The sequence below is a fragment of the Staphylococcus sp. HMSC035D11 genome (assembly GCF_001836075.1).
GTDB lineage: Bacteria > Bacillota > Bacilli > Staphylococcales > Staphylococcaceae > Staphylococcus > Staphylococcus hominis.
The window spans coordinates 139073-155340 of sequence record NZ_KV827231.1 but is presented as its reverse complement, the minus strand read 5'-3'; the positions used below and the strand labels follow the sequence as shown (position 1 = coordinate 155340).

The 16268-nt window shown below is 30.4% G+C and carries 16 protein-coding genes and 1 pseudogene; 11 read left to right on the top strand and 6 right to left on the bottom strand.

Annotated features, from left to right (window positions below; genetic code table 11):
* Positions 1-8: 8 nt before the first annotated feature.
* Both brxB and HMPREF2647_RS04090 read left to right on the top strand, forming a co-directional pair.
* The gene (gene brxB, locus HMPREF2647_RS04095) at positions 9-446 is read left to right on the top strand and encodes a bacilliredoxin BrxB (protein ID WP_017176260.1); all 438 of its coding nucleotides are present in this window, start codon (positions 9-11) and stop codon (positions 444-446) included.
* 12 nt (positions 447-458) lie between these two features.
* Positions 459-1436: an aromatic acid exporter family protein gene (locus HMPREF2647_RS04090; RefSeq protein ID WP_017176261.1), complete on the top strand. Its 978-nt coding sequence runs from the start codon at positions 459-461 to the stop codon at positions 1434-1436.
* Between the two features lie 151 nt (positions 1437-1587).
* On the opposite strand, the gene prli42 is transcribed toward HMPREF2647_RS04090, so the two are convergent.
* On the bottom strand, positions 1588-1683 hold the full coding sequence (prli42, locus tag HMPREF2647_RS11280; RefSeq protein WP_017176262.1) for a stressosome-associated protein Prli42: 96 nt from the start codon (positions 1681-1683) through the stop codon (positions 1588-1590).
* A 168-nt stretch (positions 1684-1851) separates the two neighbouring features.
* Here prli42 and HMPREF2647_RS04085 point away from each other — a divergent pair, with 168 nt between their 5' ends.
* The 3 genes from HMPREF2647_RS04085 (at position 1852) to HMPREF2647_RS04075 (ending at position 6467) form a co-directional block, all read left to right on the top strand.
* Positions 1852-2976: a M20/M25/M40 family metallo-hydrolase gene (locus HMPREF2647_RS04085; RefSeq protein WP_017176263.1), complete on the top strand. Its 1125-nt coding sequence runs from the start codon at positions 1852-1854 to the stop codon at positions 2974-2976.
* A gap of 77 nt (positions 2977-3053) precedes the next feature.
* Entirely contained in the window at positions 3054-4460 is a 1407-nt protein-coding gene (gene gndA, locus HMPREF2647_RS04080; RefSeq protein WP_017176264.1) for an NADP-dependent phosphogluconate dehydrogenase, read from the top strand.
* A gap of 360 nt (positions 4461-4820) precedes the next feature.
* On the top strand, positions 4821-6467 hold the full coding sequence (locus HMPREF2647_RS04075; RefSeq protein ID WP_019835223.1) for a glycoside hydrolase family 13 protein: 1647 nt from the start codon (positions 4821-4823) through the stop codon (positions 6465-6467).
* Between the two features lie 53 nt (positions 6468-6520).
* Here the strand turns inward: HMPREF2647_RS04075 and HMPREF2647_RS04070 are convergent, their stop codons facing one another.
* The gene (locus tag HMPREF2647_RS04070; protein WP_002449782.1) at positions 6521-7387 is read right to left on the bottom strand and encodes an AraC family transcriptional regulator; all 867 of its coding nucleotides are present in this window, start codon (positions 7385-7387) and stop codon (positions 6521-6523) included.
* Positions 7388-7598: 211 nt separating this feature from the next.
* Positions 7599-9083, bottom strand: coding sequence for a glucose-6-phosphate dehydrogenase (zwf, locus tag HMPREF2647_RS04065; RefSeq protein ID WP_017176267.1), 1485 nt, complete (start codon positions 9081-9083; stop codon positions 7599-7601).
* A 242-nt stretch (positions 9084-9325) separates the two neighbouring features.
* Here zwf and rnz point away from each other — a divergent pair, with 242 nt between their 5' ends.
* Positions 9326-10246, top strand: a complete 921-nt coding sequence (rnz, locus tag HMPREF2647_RS04060; protein WP_049415561.1) for a ribonuclease Z — start codon at positions 9326-9328, stop codon at positions 10244-10246.
* 94 nt (positions 10247-10340) lie between these two features.
* Here the strand turns inward: rnz and proC are convergent, their stop codons facing one another.
* The gene (proC, locus tag HMPREF2647_RS04055) at positions 10341-11156 is read right to left on the bottom strand and encodes a pyrroline-5-carboxylate reductase (protein ID WP_017176269.1); all 816 of its coding nucleotides are present in this window, start codon (positions 11154-11156) and stop codon (positions 10341-10343) included.
* Positions 11157-11263: 107 nt separating this feature from the next.
* Here proC and HMPREF2647_RS04050 point away from each other — a divergent pair, with 107 nt between their 5' ends.
* On the top strand, positions 11264-12019 hold the full coding sequence (locus HMPREF2647_RS04050; RefSeq protein WP_070859563.1) for an SDR family NAD(P)-dependent oxidoreductase: 756 nt from the start codon (positions 11264-11266) through the stop codon (positions 12017-12019).
* Between the two features lie 96 nt (positions 12020-12115).
* Here HMPREF2647_RS04050 and HMPREF2647_RS04045 read toward each other — a convergent pair whose 3' ends face one another.
* Positions 12116-13024 (bottom strand): aldo/keto reductase, encoded by a 909-nt coding sequence (locus HMPREF2647_RS04045; RefSeq protein WP_049415564.1) that lies wholly within the window; start codon positions 13022-13024, stop codon positions 12116-12118.
* A gap of 81 nt (positions 13025-13105) precedes the next feature.
* On the opposite strand from HMPREF2647_RS04045, the gene HMPREF2647_RS04040 reads away from it, so the two are divergent.
* From HMPREF2647_RS04040 to xerD, 3 genes are all read left to right on the top strand, one after another.
* Positions 13106-13648, top strand: a complete 543-nt coding sequence (locus tag HMPREF2647_RS04040; RefSeq protein ID WP_049415565.1) for an NUDIX domain-containing protein — start codon at positions 13106-13108, stop codon at positions 13646-13648.
* A 100-nt stretch (positions 13649-13748) separates the two neighbouring features.
* Positions 13749-14195: a ferric iron uptake transcriptional regulator gene (locus HMPREF2647_RS04035; RefSeq protein WP_017176273.1), complete on the top strand. Its 447-nt coding sequence runs from the start codon at positions 13749-13751 to the stop codon at positions 14193-14195.
* 164 nt (positions 14196-14359) lie between these two features.
* Positions 14360-15247, top strand: coding sequence for a site-specific tyrosine recombinase XerD (gene xerD / locus HMPREF2647_RS04030; RefSeq protein ID WP_017176274.1), 888 nt, complete (start codon positions 14360-14362; stop codon positions 15245-15247).
* A 25-nt stretch (positions 15248-15272) separates the two neighbouring features.
* Here the strand turns inward: xerD and HMPREF2647_RS04025 are convergent, their stop codons facing one another.
* On the bottom strand, positions 15273-15776 hold the full coding sequence (locus HMPREF2647_RS04025; protein WP_049415567.1) for a DUF309 domain-containing protein: 504 nt from the start codon (positions 15774-15776) through the stop codon (positions 15273-15275).
* A 98-nt stretch (positions 15777-15874) separates the two neighbouring features.
* On the opposite strand from HMPREF2647_RS04025, the pseudogene HMPREF2647_RS04020 reads away from it, so the two are divergent.
* A pseudogene (locus tag HMPREF2647_RS04020) lies at positions 15875-16268 on the top strand (ScpA family protein); the annotation flags it as partial.

Sequence of the window (16268 nt, the reverse complement as noted above, 5' to 3'; positions counted from 1 at the left end):
GATTCTAAATGGATTTAAATTTTGATTTATATATGAATGGTGTTGTAGAACAAGCTAGAAATGAAATTGAATCTGCTGGTTATGAACAATTAACTACTTCAGATGAAGTTGATAAAGTATTTAAACAAGATGGCACTACACTCGTAATGATAAATTCTGTTTGTGGATGTGCAGGAGGTATAGCGCGTCCAGCAGCAAGTCACGCACTTCATTATGATAAGTTACCTAATAGATTGGTTACTGTATTTGCTGGTCAAGATAAAGAAGCAACTCAGCAAGCAAGAGACTATTTTGAAGGATACGCACCTTCAAGTCCTTCATTTGCACTGATGAAAGATGGTAAGATTACTGAAATGATAGAACGCCATCAAATAGAAGGTCATGACGTAATGGATGTTATCAATCAACTTCAAAAGTTATTTGATAAGTATTGTGAAGAAAGATAAGAGGAACAATACATGCTAACTTTAAATCCTTATAGAATTGGATTTAGAACACTTAAAACAGCTGTAGGAATTACTTTAGGTGTTATTTTAGCTAAATGGATAGGGCTTGATAACTATGCTTCAAGTGCTATCCTCATTGTTCTATGTATTAAACATACTAAGGTTCACTCACTACAAGCAATTGGTTCTCGATTCGTTTCGTGTTTATTAATGTTATTTTTTGGTTCATTTATTTTTAATTTACTTGGTCAAAATGCAATCGTTTTAGGATTAATTGTTTTATTATTTATTCCACTTACAGTGATGTTGAATGTTCAAGAAGGTGTAGTGACAAGTTGTGTCATTTTACTTCACGTATTTAATGCCAAAGTTATTGGGCTTCATTTAATTATTAATGAAATTTTACTTCTTATCATTGGCTTAGGAATAGCATTTTTAATGAATTTAATTATGCCTAGTCTAGATAATACATTAGGTAATTTTAAGAAAGAAATTGAAAATGAAATTAAAACAATATTTACACAATATAGTGAAGCATGTTTAAATATTAATAAACAATTGTCAATTTCTTTTGATACATTAGAAAACAATATTCGTAAGGCTAAATCTATTGCTTTTAGAGACGTTAAAAATCACTTTGTGCGAAATGAAAACTCATATTATCACTATTTTGATATGAGAGAAGAACAACTAGAAATACTACGCAGAATCCAAACATTAATTCATAATACTTCAGCTAATGATCCTTTGTTAGAGACTGTTGCCCATTTAATGGCTGAAATTGGAGATAATGTTAATAGTAATGATTATACTGTATTAAGACTACATTCATTATATGAGATACGTTTAAAATTAGACGAATTGCCATTGCCAGAATCACATCAATCTTTAAAATCAAGAGCAAGTATGATGCAAATTTTAAATGAATTAGAAGAATATTTAAATATTAAATCTCAATTCGGCTCTTTAAAATTACATAGTGAAATATAACATCTAAGATTAACTTCTAATCAAAGTAAAAAGACAAACTTTCTTTAAATACAAAAAGTTTGTCTTTTTTATTTGCATAATTTTAAGAAATAATAATAAAAACTATCGTCAAATTCGAATTTTTGTCGATAGTTTTTAATCTAATTAATTTTTAATGCATGAGAGGAACAAGACTTGTAAGTAACAATGCAGCTACAACTGCAATTAACATGATAATGATAATAATCTTTAGCACTTTATTATTCAATGTAAACGCTCCTTGAAACCTTTAAAATAATTTGATTATTCGTTATATTAATAACTTATAGTATATAAAATAACCTTAAATGATTTCGATAAAAATGGCAATCAATTTATTTACTCTAATTGTCAAAGTCAGTTAAAATATTATCTATATAAGAAAGGGGTTTTCATAATGATTAATAGTCGCCGTTTACTTAATACTTTTTTAGAGTTAGTGCAAATTAATTCTGAAACTGGGAATGAAGAAACGATACAACCCATTCTAAAAAAGAAATTTATAGATTTAGGATTAAAAGTTGTAGAAGATAATGCGTCTAAAAGAGAATGGTTAGGTGCAAATAATTTAATTTGTACCTTACCAAGTAGTAAAGGAAAAGAACATGTTTCTAAAATCTATTTTACTAGCCATATGGATACGGTTGTTCCAGGTATTAACGTTAAACCGATCCTTAAAGAAGATGGCTATGTATATTCAAATGGCACAACTGTATTAGGAGCAGATGATAAAGCAGGTATAGCTGCTTTGTTAGAAATGATTCAAACTATAAACGAACAACAATTACCTCATGGACAAATTCAATTTATTATCACTGTAGGAGAAGAAGCAGGTTTAAAAGGTGCTAAAGAATTAGATCAAAACTTGATAGATGCGGAGTTCGGCTATGCTGTCGATGCCAGCCAAGCGGTTGGAACAACAGTGGTGGGTGCTCCAACTCAAATGATTATCAATACAACTATTTATGGGAAAACAGCACATGCTAGTAAACCCAACCAAGGTATAAGTGCAATTCATATTGCAGCTAAGGCGATTAATAAAATGCATTTAGGTCAGATTGATCAAGATACCACAGCGAATATTGGTAAATTTTATGGTGGTTCTGCTACAAATATTGTTGCAGATAAAGTCATTTTAGAGGGAGAAGCTCGTTCGCATAATGATAAAAGTTTAGAATATCAAGTCAACCATATGAAAGAGACTTTCGAAACGACAGCAAAAGAATTAGGGGGTAAAGCAAACGTTGAAATTTCTAAGAGTTATCCTGGTTTTAGAAGAAACGATTCTGAGACTGTAACTCAATATGCTATAAAAAGTGCGAAAATTTTAGGCCTTTCAGGTAAAACTGTTATTGCTGGCGGAGGTTCAGATGGAAGTATTATTAATACGTATCATATTCCAACTGTTATATTAGGTGTAGGATATGAACATATTCATACTACTTCTGAACGTATTCCTGTAGCTGCTTTAAATCAACTTACGAATCAATTGATTAAAATTGTTGAATTAGTAGCGAAATAATATTTTACTTTAGTGAAGTCATTTATATTTTTGTGATACAATACTAATGAAATTATTGAATAAGAGAGGTAAGTAATATGACTCAACAAATAGGTGTAGTAGGTTTAGCTGTTATGGGTAAAAACCTAGCATGGAATATCGAATCACGTGGTTATAGCGTATCTGTTTATAACCGTTCTAGTGATAAAACAGATTTAATGATTAAGGAATCAGAAGGTAAACAAATTCATCCAACGTATTCTTTAGAAGATTTTGTAAACTCTTTAGAAAAACCACGTAAAATATTATTAATGGTTAAAGCTGGTCCTGCTACAGATGCAACAATTGATAGCTTATTGCCTTTATTAGATGACGATGACATTTTAATTGATGGCGGTAATACAAACTATCAAGATACAATTCGTCGTAACAAAGCACTTGCTGAAAGTGGTATCAACTTTATTGGAATGGGTGTTTCTGGTGGTGAAATCGGAGCGTTAACTGGTCCATCTTTAATGCCTGGTGGTCAACAAGAAGCTTACAACAAAGTAAGTGATATTTTAGATGCCATTGCTGCTAAAGCAAAAGATGGTGCTGCATGTGTAGAATATATTGGACCAAATGGTGCAGGACATTATGTAAAAATGGTTCATAATGGTATCGAATATGCTGATATGCAATTAATTGCTGAAAGTTATGCAATGATGAAAGAATTATTAGGTATGTCTCATGAAGAAATTTCTAAAACGTTTAAAGAATGGAATGCTGGAGAATTAGAAAGTTATTTAATTGAAATAACAGGCGATATTTTCACTAAATTAGATGAAAATAATGAACCTCTTGTAGAAAAAATTCTTGATACTGCGGGTCAAAAAGGAACTGGTAAATGGACATCAATTAATGCATTAGAATTAGGTATACCATTAACAATCATTACTGAATCTGTATTTGCACGTTTCATTTCTTCAATTAAAGAAGAACGCGTGAATGCATCGAAAGTATTAAGTGGTCCTAAATCAAACTTTGATGGCAATAGAGAAGACTTCTTAGAAAAAATCCGTAAAGCGTTATATATGAGTAAAATTTGTTCATACGCTCAAGGTTTCGCACAAATGCGTAAAGCGAGCAATGAAAATGAATGGAACCTTAAATTAGGTGATTTAGCAATGATTTGGCGTGAAGGTTGTATTATTCGTGCTCAATTCTTACAAAAAATTAAAGACGCATATGACAATAATTCAGGTCTTCAAAACTTATTATTAGACCCTTATTTCAAAGGTATTGTTACTGAATATCAAGATGCACTTAGAGAAGTAGTTGCTACTGGTGTTAAAAATGGCGTACCAACACCTGGTTTCTCAGCAAGTATCAGCTATTATGATAGCTACCGTTCAGAAGATCTACCTGCTAATTTAATTCAAGCTCAACGTGATTATTTTGGTGCACATACGTATGAACGTAAAGATAAAGATGGTATTTTCCATACTCAATGGACTGAAGAATAATCATTGTAGAATTAAAAATCTGGGACATCATTAAGTGTCTCAGATTTTTTTATTATGACAGTTTTGTATAGATGTCTTAATACATATAGCCTTGCTATTTAATTTACATTTAATCGATATATCCCAAGTTGACATTTAGAGACTCGATTAGTACGATAAATATAGGTGTAAACGTTTTCTAAATAACTGGATTATCGCTATATAATGCTATTACATATTATTTTATATTTATATAAATCCAGAAAAATTTAGATTATATATTGAAGACTAACATTGACTATTAAATATTTAACTCGAATATTATGATTAATTATTTCAAAGTTAATTGATTTACATAATACTTTCAAAGGAGCGATATAAATGGAAAAAAATTGGTGGAAAGAAGCCGTAGCATATCAAGTGTATCCGAGAAGTTTTAATGATAGCAATAATGATGGTATTGGTGATTTACCAGGGATGGTAGAAAAATTGGACTATCTGAAAGATTTAGGTATTGATGTCATTTGGCTTAGTCCAATGTATAAATCTCCAAACGATGATAATGGTTATGATATTAGTGATTATCAAGATATTATGGAAGAATTTGGAACAATGGAAGACTTTAATCATTTATTATCTGAGACTCATAAGCGTGGAATGAAATTAATTTTAGACCTTGTTGTTAACCATACATCTGATGAACACCCATGGTTTATAGAATCTCGTTCTAGTAAAGATAATCCTAAACGAGATTGGTATATTTGGGCAGATCCTAAATCTGACGGTTCTGAACCTAATAATTGGGAAAGTATTTTCAATGGTTCAACATGGGAATATGATGACACAACAAAACAGTATTATTTCCACTTATTTAGTAAAAAGCAACCTGATTTAAATTGGAGTAATCCTGACGTTAGAGAAGCTGTTTTTAAAATGATGAATTGGTGGTTCGAAAAAGGAATTGATGGCTTTAGAGTCGATGCGATCACACATATCAAAAAAACATTTGAAGCTGGTGATTTACCTGTTCCAAAAGGAAAACAATACGCTCCAGCATTTGATGTTGATATGAATCAACCAGGCATTCAAGATTGGCTTCAAGAAATGAAGGACAAATCACTTAGCCATTATGACATTATGACTGTTGGCGAAGCAAATGGCGTAAATCCAGATAATGCAAAAGAGTGGGTTGGAGAAAAAGAAGGTAAATTCAATATGATTTTCCAATTTGAACATTTAGGTTTATGGAGTACTGGAGACTCTAAATTTGATGTTTTATCTTATAAAAATGTATTAAACCGTTGGCAAAAACAACTAGAGGGTATAGGATGGAATGCACTATTTATTGAAAATCATGATCAACCTAGACGTGTTTCTACTTGGGGAGATGATACAAAGTATTGGTTTGAATCTGCTACTAGCCATGCAGTGGTATATTTCTTACAACAAGGCACACCTTTTATTTATCAAGGTCAAGAAATTGGTATGACAAACTATCCATTTGAAAGTATTGAAACATTTAACGATGTTGCTGTAAAAACAGAATATCAAATTGTTAAATCTCAAGGTGGAGATGTTAATCAGTTATTAGATAAATATAAAATGGAGAATCGTGATAATTCTAGAACACCTATGCAGTGGACTAATGAAGTAAATGGAGGTTTTACTGAAGGTACGCCATGGTTCCCAGTCAACCCTAACTATAAAACAATAAATGTAGCACAACAATCCGAAGATTCAGATTCCGTTCTTAATTTTTATAAACGTCTAATTAAATTAAAAAAATCCGATGATATATATACTTATGGTGAATTTAATTTAATCGATGATGCGAATGAGAATATTTTTGCTTACACACGTAAACTTAATAATAAGACAGTTCTAGTTGCAGGAAATTTAACAGATCATGTTGCATCATTAAATTTACCATTTGAAGTTGAAGCATCTCAAATTAAGCTACACAATTATAAAAATGATTTAGATATCACTAATATGAAACCTTTTGAAGCATTCGTAGCCGAACTTTAATAGTAAAGCGTTAGATGACATAAGTTTAATAACTTAGTCATCTAACGCTTCTTTTATTCTATATCATAAGTTTCTTGTTTAATAGGTAGCCATAATTGTATTTTAGTGAACGGGTCCTCGAATGAGAGATCAAAAGGATAAATTTCAACATATAAGCTATTTTTTTCATAGGGTAGAGTAAGTTGTAAGCTGGATTCAATATAATACCAAGCTTCATTAACAGTATAATCCACTTGACCTTGCAAATTAAATTTTGCATAGTGTCGCCCTGGTAACAATCGGCTTTCTAAGTGAGCTGGATAACGTTCACTAGGTACGCCCACAAATAATTCTACACCTTCATCTAAAGGACATGTAATAACAAATAACTCATATGGACTTATATTATTATATCGTTTTAATTCTTTTATTTTACCATCTAAATATAAATCTTCTAAAAAGTCAGGAACTTTGTAAGGGTTAGATAGTTGATTAGCCTCAATATATTTTACATATCCAACTAAAGGTGTGTCTTTAGTCGTTTCTAGTCTGTAAGGGTATGGTGCTCTTTCTGTAGTTGTTAATTTAATATACAAGCGTTCATTCATTTTTAGTTCTTCTTTTTTAGTAGAAGCTTGAATAGGAGATATTCCATGAAAATCACTAAAATCATTTGCAAAGTCATTTGAACTTAAATAATTATAGCGTTTTGCTACATCAACTAATCTCGAAGAACTTTGTATCATTTCTTTAGCAGCTTCAGTCATTTTTCGAGAGTGAGCATAACTTTCAGGAGGTTGTCCAACAATCATTTTAAACGATTGATCAAGATGGTAAGGAGAGAGACCAACGTAATCACTTAAATCTTGCAAATTAAAAGGCTCTAATAAATGATCTTCTATATATACAATTGCCTGTTGTATCTGCTTGATAACGTCCAAAACTTTCACTCCAATAAATTTACAATCAATACTAATATTTTACATTATTTTATAAAAATATACATCAATAATATAAAATTAAATTAAATTTTTAAATGACTCTTTCAATATTCAATTTAAAAAGGACAAGACCTTATTTTCAATGAGTGAAAATAATATAATGTGTCTTATCCTTTATACATTTATCACATGAAACGTCTAGTATATCTGTTTATTGAATATCGTCCCACCAATGATTTCCGTCTCTGCTTAATAATAAATCACTTTCGATAGGGCCATTTGTCCCTGATTTATAGTTAGGGAAGTTTGGATCAATCATAGTCCAATGTTCTTGAATAGCGTCTACAAATTTCCATGTAGATTTAAGTTCTTCCCAATGTGTAAAGTTCGTTGCATCACCTTTAAGACAATCGAATAACAAGTTTTCATATGCATCTACTGTGTTCATTTTATCTTGTGCACTCATAGCATAAGACAGTTGAACAGGCTTTGTTTCGATACCTTGAATACTTTTCTTAGCATTTAAGTGTAATGAAATACCTTCATTAGGTTGAATATTAATAACTAATAAATTAGAATCTAGTAATCGATCCGTTTGATAATATAAATTCATAGGAACTTCTTTAAATTCTACAACAACTTGTATACATTTAGACTTCATACGCTTACCAGTACGAATGTAGAATGGTACACCAGCCCAACGGAAGTTATCGATAGTTAATCTTCCAGAAACAAAGGTTGGTGTATTGGAATCAGATGCAACACGATCTTCATCTCTATAAGCGATAACACGTTGGTCATTAATAGTTCCTTCTCCATATTGTCCACGCACAAAGTTTTGATTGACTTCTTCAGGTTTTAATTGTCTTAAAGATTTTAATACTTTCACCTTTTCAGCTCGAATATCTTCACTTTTAAGACTAATAGGTGCTTCCATTGCTAGTAATGCAACCATTTGTAACATATGGTTTTGTACCATATCTTTTAATGCACCGCTCGATTCATAATAACCTCCACGATCTTCAACACCTAGTATTTCTGAAGAAGTGATTTGTATATTAGAGATATACTTATTATTCCAAAGAGGTTCAAACATCGCATTAGCGAATCGTAGAACTTCGATATTTTGCACCATATCTTTACCAAGATAGTGATCAATTCTGTATATTTCTTCTTCTTTAAATGATTGTCGTAATTGATTATTTAATTTTTCAGCAGATTTAAAATCACTACCAAATGGTTTTTCAATTACAAGGCGTTTAAATCCTTTAGTTTCAGTTAAGCCAGAAGCTTTTAAATAATCAGAAATTGGTCCAAAGAATTGAGGTGCCATTGCTAAATAGAATAGGCGATTACCTTCTAATTTAAATGTATCATCAAGTTCATTAGAGAATGCTAATAATTCATGATAACTTTCTTCTTCATTGACATCATTTTTAAAATAAAAAACATGTTCTATGAATTCGTCGAGTCGATCAGTATCTTTGACGTGCGTTTGAATAGATTGTTTAACTTGTTCACGGAAAAAGTCGTTAGTATAATCTCTTCGACCAACGCCAATAATGGCAATATGTTCATCTAAATTATCTTGTTGATATAAGTGGAATAAAGAAGGGAATAATTTTCTATGACTCAAATCTCCAGTTGCGCCAAATATAGTAATTAAACAAGGGATATGTTTAGTGTGTGTGTTCAAATTCAAAACCTCAATTCTTTAATTGCTATGATTAATTCATTATAAATTAAAACTGTTTTTCTTGATATGTTTTTGCCTAAAATTGTTGATAATATTTACAACATTAAACTAAATAACATACAATTTATTTTTTATAAGTTACATTATACCCTAAATTCTGATAAATTCATTTATTTTATTTCATATGATAACAAACTTATAGACGTATGATAAAATATATTGAAGAAAGAGGAGGCAAATGCATGGAAGTTACATTTTTTGGAACGAGTGCGGGTTTACCTACTAAAGATCGTAATACTCAAGCGATTGCTTTAAACCTAGAACCTTATTCAAATTCAATATGGTTATTCGATGTAGGAGAGGGGACTCAACATCAAATTTTGCATCACTCGATAAAATTAGGCAAAGTTGATCATATTTTTATCACGCATATGCATGGCGACCACATTTTTGGATTACCTGGATTATTAACAAGTCGTTCATTCCAAGGTGGAGAAGATAAGCCATTGACGTTAATAGGGCCAACAGGTTTGCAACAATTTATTGAAACCGCTTTGAAATTATCTGAATCTCATTTAAACTATCCTATTACATATATTGAAATTGATAATAATTTTACATATCATCATAATGGCTTTACAGTTTCATCAAGGTTATTAAATCATGGTATACCTTCATATGGTTATCGAATTGAGGCTCCTACAACACCAGGTACAATTGATGTAACTGCATTAAAGGCAATTGGACTAGAACCGGGTCCTAAATATCAAGAAGTAAAAATGTTTGATACTTTTGAATATAATAATCAAATTTATCTTTCTAAAGACTTTAAAGGTCCAGCCAAACCAGGACCTATTGTTACTATTTTTGGAGATACGAAACCATGTGATAACGAATATATACTTGCAGAAAATGCGGATATTATGATTCATGAAGCAACATATATTGACGGTGACAAAATTTTAGCAAATAACTATCATCATAGTCACATTGACGATGTATTTAGGTTAATTCATCAGTCTAATGTGAAGAAAAGTTTTATTACCCATCTAAGTAATCGATATAATTTAGAAGATATAGAAGAGATAAACCGTGCATTAAAAGAAATGAAAGATACACCAAATTTTGAGTTTGTTAAAGACTTTGATACATTCAAATTTTAAATAATAATAGCGTTTTAAATGCTACGTAAAAACTAAAAAATAGCTATAACGATATGTATGACTTAATTTTCGTTATAGTTATTTTTAATATTTATTACTCATCTTCACTTTTAGAAAGGGCGATACTTCTATGAACTGCAGCATCTAGACAGGCTTTAAAAATACTCTCAATATCATGTCGATCAAGTTCATTTAATCCAGCTTGTGTTGTGCCACCTTTAGAGGTAATATTTTTTCTAAGTTGTTCCATACTTAAATCCGATCGTTCAATCATCTTACTTGTTCCAATAATGAGATTCTTAATGGATTCTTCAACTTGTTTTTTTTCAAGACCTAATGATGTTCCTGCTTTAACATATTGTTCAAATACATGATATAAAAAAGCTGGTCCGCTTCCTGTAATAGCCGTCACTTGATGTAAATATTCTTCGTCAACTTCAATAACTGAGCCAAAAGCACTAATTAATTCTGTTACTTCATCTTTAGAATGAGGATCGAAATTACCAGAAAAACTAATACCTGTTACTGAATGACCTACCTGTGCATTTGTATTGGGCATAATTCTAGCAACGGGATTATTCGTTTCTAACTTTTCTCGGATATAATTTATCGATAAACCAGCCATAATAGATATAAAACGATGGTCTGATTGTATATGTGATTTAATACGTGATGCGACCGTTTCAAAATCATGAGGCTTAGTACCTAGAAAAACATAATCTGCATCTTTTAATAAAAATGCATCATCGTAACTATATTTTACTCCTAATTCTTTCGCAAATGATTTTAAAGTATTTTCATTTGATTTATTTGTTAAATAAATATCGTTATGATTTAATATTTTAGAATCAATAATTCCTTTAAAAATGGCTTGTGCCATGTTACCAGCGCCATAAAATACTAACTTCATAAAACAGCACCATCCTTACCCTTAATTGATAAAACTATAGTAACATATTCAATATAATTATTATCAAAAATTAACTATACTTGTTAGATAGGAGAGAGTCATCCGTGATTGTAGGTAAACATTTCATCGTAACTGGAGGAACTAGTGGTTTAGGTTTAGAAATAACGAAAGAATTATTAAAAAAAGGCGCATATATTACCCTCATTGTTCGTAGTACGGAGAAATTCGAAAATATTAATTTTAATCCGTACAAACATCGTGTTTCAATGATTAAATGTAATTTACAAGATACTTCACAAATAGATAATATTTCTAAATCCCTTTGTTATCCGATTGACGGAATCATTTATAGTGCAGGTTTAGGCTTTTTTAAATCAATACAATCTCATTCGTTAGAAGAAATCATGGAAACTTATCATGTGAATGTGCTTGGTTTTATTACATTATTTAAAACTGTTAAACCCTATTTAACAATGAACGCTTCTATAGTGGCTATTTCTAGTCAGGCAGCATTTGTAACGCAAGCGAATGCTGCATTTTATGGCTCATCTAAAGCTGCTTTAAATGGCGTATTAAATGCTCTAAGAATTGAGGAACAAGACTTTCATGTAATGACTGTTAATCCAGGTCCCATTAATACACCATTTCATAAAAAAGCAGATCCATTATTGAAGTATGCTAATAAATATGCATCACTAATGATAGATCCCAAAATACTCGCAGAAGACATCGTTAAAGGTATCATCCCTCGTAAAGTAGAAATTAACAAGCCGCTATGGATGAATCCACTATTAAAACTTTACCAATTAGCTCCTAGAAAAATTGAAAAATATTTTACTTCATTGTTTAAAAATAAAATATAATTTAACCTAAAAAAGTGATGAAGCATTCATCATAGATACTTCATCACTTGTACTTTACATCAACGATTGTTTATAAGAATTTATAATAATGATTCCTTACTCAAGATGCTGAGTATATTCCAAATCTTTCACACGGTGACGTGCAGATTTAATTTGATCCAAACTTATTGTTTTATTAAAATTAGCAATATTATCTTTTAATTGTGAAACAGAACTTGCACCAACAATAATAGAACCTAATGCATCATGGGATTTTAAATATTCGAATGATAAAGCACTTAAATTACTTTCAACTTCCTTAACAGAAGCAATCGTTTCTCCTAATTCATGATAATTATAGTCAAAAATACCATCAGAGAATTTCTGATCAAGTACATTAACACTATTTGAAGTAAGTAACCCTTTAAACACGGGACCACGTGCTAAAACTTTTACGCCATGAGAATGAATATGATTTAAAAGACGTTCTGGACGATTATCAATAAGATTAAATTGAGACATAATCGTTTCTATTTGACTGTGTTTTAAATAATACTCAATCACGTTAGGTCTAATAGAAGAGATTCCATAAGCTTTGATTACACCTTCTTTTTTCAGTTCATCGAATGCACTAATCGTCTCATCTAGGGGATCATCAATTGTACCTCCGTGAAGTTGATAAAGATCTAACTGTTCTAAGCCTAATCGTTTTAAAGAACTTTTAACACTTTCTTTAATATATTTTTTTGAAGGATCCCAAGTAGTACTACCATCATTAAGTGGTCTATTTCCTACTTTTGTTCCTATAACAATATCATCTCTATTTTGATATTTCTTTAAAGACTTTCCAACAATGTCTTCATTGACCCCTCTATCATAAATATCTGCGGTATCAAAATATGTGATATCATTTTCAATTGCACACTCAATAATTTCTTCTGCATGATGATATTCTGTGCCTAAACTCATACAGCCTAAACCTAGTTCCGAAATTTCAATGCCACTTTTTAATATATTTTTTTGCATGAACAATCTCCTTCCGATACACTTTAGTTAACGCATTTATCTTATCAATTTATTAACTTAATGAAAAGGGACGTGGATATAATGGACTTTAATGAAAAAACTTTTGATAGAACAGTCATTTATAATGGTAAAATTATCGATCTAGAACTACACGATGTGGAATTACCAGACGGAAAAACTTCCAAGAGAGAAATTATCAAGCATAATGGTGCTGTGGCAATTTGCGCTATTACTCCAGAAAAAGAAGTATTATTGGTTAAACAATATCGTAAACCTATTGAAAAACCCTTGTTAGAAATTCCAGCAGGTAAACTAGAAGAAGATGAAGAAAGAGAAGAAGCAGCTAAACGCGAATTAGAAGAAGAAACTGGCTACAAAGCTAATCATCTAACGTTCATCACTCATATGTATGGTTCTCCAGGATTTTCAAATGAGAAACTAACCATTTATTTTACTGATCATTTAAGTGTAGGAGAATTAAATCTGGATGATGACGAATTTGTAGAATTGCATAAAATACACTTAGACGATATCCATGCACTTATAGAAAATCATGAAATTGAAGATGCGAAAACAATGATTGCTTTACAATATGTATTATTAAATTATAATCATTCTAAATAAGATGTGATAACTACTTGATTTTTACTAAATTTATTGGTAATTTATTAATTGAAATAATTTAGTTTAAAATGATTATAATTAATTGAGGAGTGATGCTCCCGTGGAAGAACGTCTAAATAGAGTAAAACAACAATTACAGCAATCTTCTTATAAATTAACACCTCAACGCGAAGCAACAGTTCGTGTGTTAATTGAGAATGAAAAAGATCATCTCAGTGCTGAAGATGTATATTTAAAAGTAAAAGATAAAGCACCTGAAATAGGTTTAGCTACTGTTTATCGAACTTTAGAACTACTTGCTGAATTAAAAGTAGTAGATAAAATTAATTTTGGTGATGGCGTAGCGCGATTTGATTTGAGAAAAGAAGGTGCTAAACATTTTCATCATCACTTAGTTTGTATGGAATGTGGTAGGGTAGATGAAATTCATGAAGACTTACTACCAAAAGTAGAAGAACGTGTTGAATCAGAATATCAATTTAAAATTTTGGATCACCGCTTAACATTTCACGGTATATGTTCAGAATGCCAAGCTAAAGGTAAATAATAAGTTAAACTTAATAAAGTGTTGTATCAACTCTATATACAAATGCTTGAAGAACTTTTCAAGATAAAAAAGTAATATGTAATAATTAATCGATAGAAGGTGTGAAATTAAGAATCAACTTTGAATTCTATTTCATACCTTTTTTATATAAACAGAGGTGTAATATGAATACGATTATTGAAGAATTTTTAAAATTTATTCAAATTGAAAAGGGATTGAGTGAAAATACTATCGGCGCATATCGACGTGATTTAGCTAAATATGAAGAATACATGAAAGAACATAAAATTGCTCATATCGATTTTATTGATCGCCAAGTTATACAAGAATGCTTAGGATATTTAATAGACCAAGGTGCTTCTGCTAAATCAATGGCGCGTTTTATCTCTACAATTCGCAATTTTCATCAATTTGCACTTAGAGAAAAATATGCCGCTAAAGATCCAACTGTCTTAATTGAGACTCCGAAATATGAGAAGAAGTTACCCGATGTTTTAGAAGTTGAGGAAGTCATTCAACTTTTGGAAACACCGGACTTAAATAAGAAAAATGGGTATCGTGATCGTACAATATTAGAATTATTATATGCGACTGGCATGCGTGTTTCTGAACTGATACAAATTAATATTGAGGATATAAATCTTATTATGGGATTTGTTAGAGTATTTGGTAAAGGTAATAAAGAACGAATTATACCATTAGGAGACACTGTGATTGAATTTCTAGATACGTATTTAGAAAAGATACGTCCTCAACTTTTGAAAAAGACTATTACGAATGTATTGTTTTTAAATATGCACGGTAGACCTTTAACTAGACAAGGGATATGGAAGATGATTAAACAATATGGTTCAAAGGCCAATATTAATAAAACTTTAACTCCTCATACGTTGAGACATTCATTTGCTACACATCTTTTAGAAAATGGGGCAGATTTAAGAGCAGTTCAAGAAATGCTTGGTCATTCAGATATTTCAACGACGCAACTTTATACACATGTGTCTAAATCTCAAATAAGACAAATGTATAATCAATTCCATCCCAGAGCTTAAAATAAAAGAAAGAAAAGTGAATGATTTAACTTTTCTTTCTTTTATTTTTAAGTGCTTTTTTTCTAGCTGCAATGATATCGCTTCTATCTCTTAGACGATGGCAATGAACAATCATGTCATCATTGTTAATTTGTGTCTTATATTCATAATTAGGATATAAATTGATAATTTCCCTTTCTACCGCAGATTTAATTGGCAACTGTATTGGTTGAAATGTCTGATCATATTTCACTTTTTCTATTTGATTTTGAATCAATAAAGTAAATTCATTGACCTTTAAACCTAGTGTCTCTTTATCTTTTGCATGCTTAAATGTATATAACGCTTTTTTAAAGCTTTTTAATGCACCTAACTTATTACACCGTCTATAGTGATACATTGCAGTTGAAAATAATATTAAACTAACTACAGCATCTTTCTTAGAAAAATTAGGGTTAGACTTCCATAATTCTTCTAAAATATCATGACATAAAAAATAATGTTGGTGTGTATGAAATTGATAGTAGAAGTGACTTAATGCTTTATTCATGAATACTCATCCTTAATTTAATTCTAATATATATTCATGCTATAATATTTAAGTGAATTATGCACAATTTAGATTTTATAATACAAGGAAGTTAATTTATGTACGAAGTTAAATTAGATGCTTTTAATGGCCCATTAGATTTACTTCTTCATTTAATCCATAAATATGAAATAGATATTTATGATATACCAATGAAAGCTTTAACTGAACAATATATGCAATATGTTCATGCAATGAAAGAAGTTGAAATTAATATTGCAAGTGAATATTTAGTGATGGCTTCAGAGTTATTAATGATAAAAAGTAGATTATTATTGCCACAACAAGAAACTGAAAATGACTTAGAAGAAGATCCTCGTGAGGAACTTGTAGGTCGTTTAATCGAATATCAAAATTATAAAGAATATTCTTTACTATTAACAGAATTAAAGAAAGAAAGAGAATTATATTATACTAAATCACCAGCTGATTTATCTCACTTAGAAAAAAAAA